2 protein-coding genes are annotated in these 2,174 nt (G+C 41.5%); one reads left to right on the forward strand and one right to left on the reverse strand.

Annotation, left to right across the window (positions count from 1 at the left end; translation table 11 throughout):
• The first annotated feature begins 418 nt into the window (after positions 1-418).
• Positions 419-1,363 carry a DUF4382 domain-containing protein gene (locus tag NHN17_RS25615; RefSeq protein WP_255045499.1) on the forward strand — a complete coding sequence of 315 codons (945 nt, stop codon included), beginning with the start codon at positions 419-421 and terminating at the stop codon, positions 1,361-1,363.
• 191 nt (positions 1,364-1,554) lie between these two features.
• Here NHN17_RS25615 and NHN17_RS25620 read toward each other — a convergent pair whose 3' ends face one another.
• Positions 1,555-1,857: a hypothetical protein gene (locus NHN17_RS25620; protein WP_255045500.1), complete on the reverse strand. Its 303-nt coding sequence runs from the start codon at positions 1,855-1,857 to the stop codon at positions 1,555-1,557.
• Positions 1,858-2,174 lie beyond the last annotated feature (317 nt).

The following is a 2,174-nucleotide window of genomic DNA, read 5'->3' on the forward strand; positions in this document are numbered from 1 at the left end:
CAACTTGATTGAAAAACAGCGGGAATGACTGTCCGGATAATGCCGGAATAGGTGTCCGGTTTGCTCCGGCGCATGCATCAAGTCGAACAGAGCAATTCTCGACATTTTGTTGCTATCCAGCGCTTTGCGATACAAATAAGCAATCCTCCGTTGCATCATATATGCCTCTCATGCAACTCCAACTCCGCGTAAGAAAGTTTTGGACATTTTCGCGTTAGAGTTGAAGCTCTAAGTTGACAACTTTGGATAATCTGAGTTTAAGTAAATGAAGCAGAGCCCAACACAAGTATGTCTATCAGGTCGATGGCAATTCAATGACAGAAGTCGCTCTATAGTTATTGTTTTTAAACCCTCTTAACATTATTCTGACAATCACAAACTAACATCTGACAGATTAATATTCTTTTTAGGGTTTGACATGAAATATTTCAGTGTGATTGCCGTGCTGTCACTAGCTATAACAGGGTGCGGCTCTGACTCAACAGAACAACAGAAAACTGCTTTAGTTTCATTTAGCGTATCTGATGCTCCTGTTGATGATGCTAGTGAAGTTGTTGTGGCATTCGATGCATTAGAACTAAAGCACCAAAATGGTGAGAGTTTTTATCTTAATGTTGTTGATACCGATGAGACCAAAGATTACCAGCAGGTCGACCTACTTGACTATCGAGGTACAGATGCGAGATTGATCCTGAGTGATCAACGCATTCCTTTGGGTGAGTACAAAGAGCTTATTGTTCATACAAAGGCTGGTAGCCTTAATTGGGTAACTAATAACGGGATGCATGATCTCAAAATACCTAGCAATAAATTGCGCCTAGGTGGTTTTGAGGTAACGACTGAAACTGTCCAAGCCTTCACTATTGAGTTTGATTTGAGAAAATCTTTGGTATTAAGAGGTAACGCGGGCAATAACAATGGTTACAACCTTAAACCGCACGGGGTGACCATAGTCGACAATAGTGCAGCCGCATCTATCAAAGGTTCGGTAGACCCTGCGTTGTTTAGCTCCGGAGAAGCATGTTCAGAAGACGGTGGAAACTTTGTATACTTATACGAAGGTCATCATAGTAACGGTATCGCTACACTAGTCGATAATATTGACGTTGATGATCAAGATTATAATGATGATTTAGAGCTTCCAACTAACTACGTCTCACCATATGCATCAACCGGAATCTATCCAGACGGCTCATACGCATTTGGCTTTGTACCTTCCGGTGAATATACAATCGCCTTTACATGTAGCGCGTATATTGACGATCCAATTCAATATGACCAGATACTGATCGCTAACCCTAGTGAGCAAATCGCTGACATCGTACTCTCTCCTACTCAGGAATATATCCACAACTTCGAGTAATTGCTCTTTGGCAGTGTCGATAAAGACACTGCCCGCTCGCTTGCACTATTCTGCATTTTTGATTCAGACTGATTTGTGCAGCAGGCTGTTGCACAATTAGGCCCGATGCAAGTTGTTGCAAAAAATGCAACAGTCCAACTACCGAGGAATCCTCGGTAGTTGATTGATAAGCAAAGTGTATATTTTGCGCACTAGTCAGTGCTATGAGAGGAATCTACACCAAAGTTTTCATCTGGAAGGTCTTGCTCATCATCGAACATTACAATGCTTCGACGATGTTCCTTTAGAGCAGATAATGCAACTTGAAAACAACTTTCACACATATCAAGGTGATGAGTAATACCGTCCATTTTTGACCCAAATCCCCAGTTAGCAGTCAGTTCACCAACCTCTTCTAACTGAACGCCATTTGAATTGACCATCACGCTAGCACCACAAATATCACAATGTCGATCAACAACGACCTCTATCGTTTTTTGTCCATAAATTTTCATTGTGAACTCCTGTCGCTAATAAGATTAATCATTACTTGGATGTTAGCTAGTACCAAATTACGACTAAGTAGTAGCTGAAAATTATAGCTGTCCTATGGGCAACTGAGCAATTACCAAAGTCACTGAATTATCATCGTGAATCAGCGAAGTATCCGCTTGTGTAGCCACATTTACCGTATTAGCAAAACTAAGTCATGTGGCAGAGCATCAGAAAGCAGGCTCAATTGACGCTGGCATACAATGGGGCAGAATGTATGGTACGCCCCGTTTTGCAAGTGAAAAGTCAAAAAACGGAGTTGGTTTGCGCTAATGTATTC

This window comes from Photobacterium pectinilyticum (genome assembly GCF_024357955.1).
GTDB classification, from domain to species: Bacteria; Pseudomonadota; Gammaproteobacteria; order Enterobacterales; family Vibrionaceae; genus Photobacterium; species Photobacterium pectinilyticum.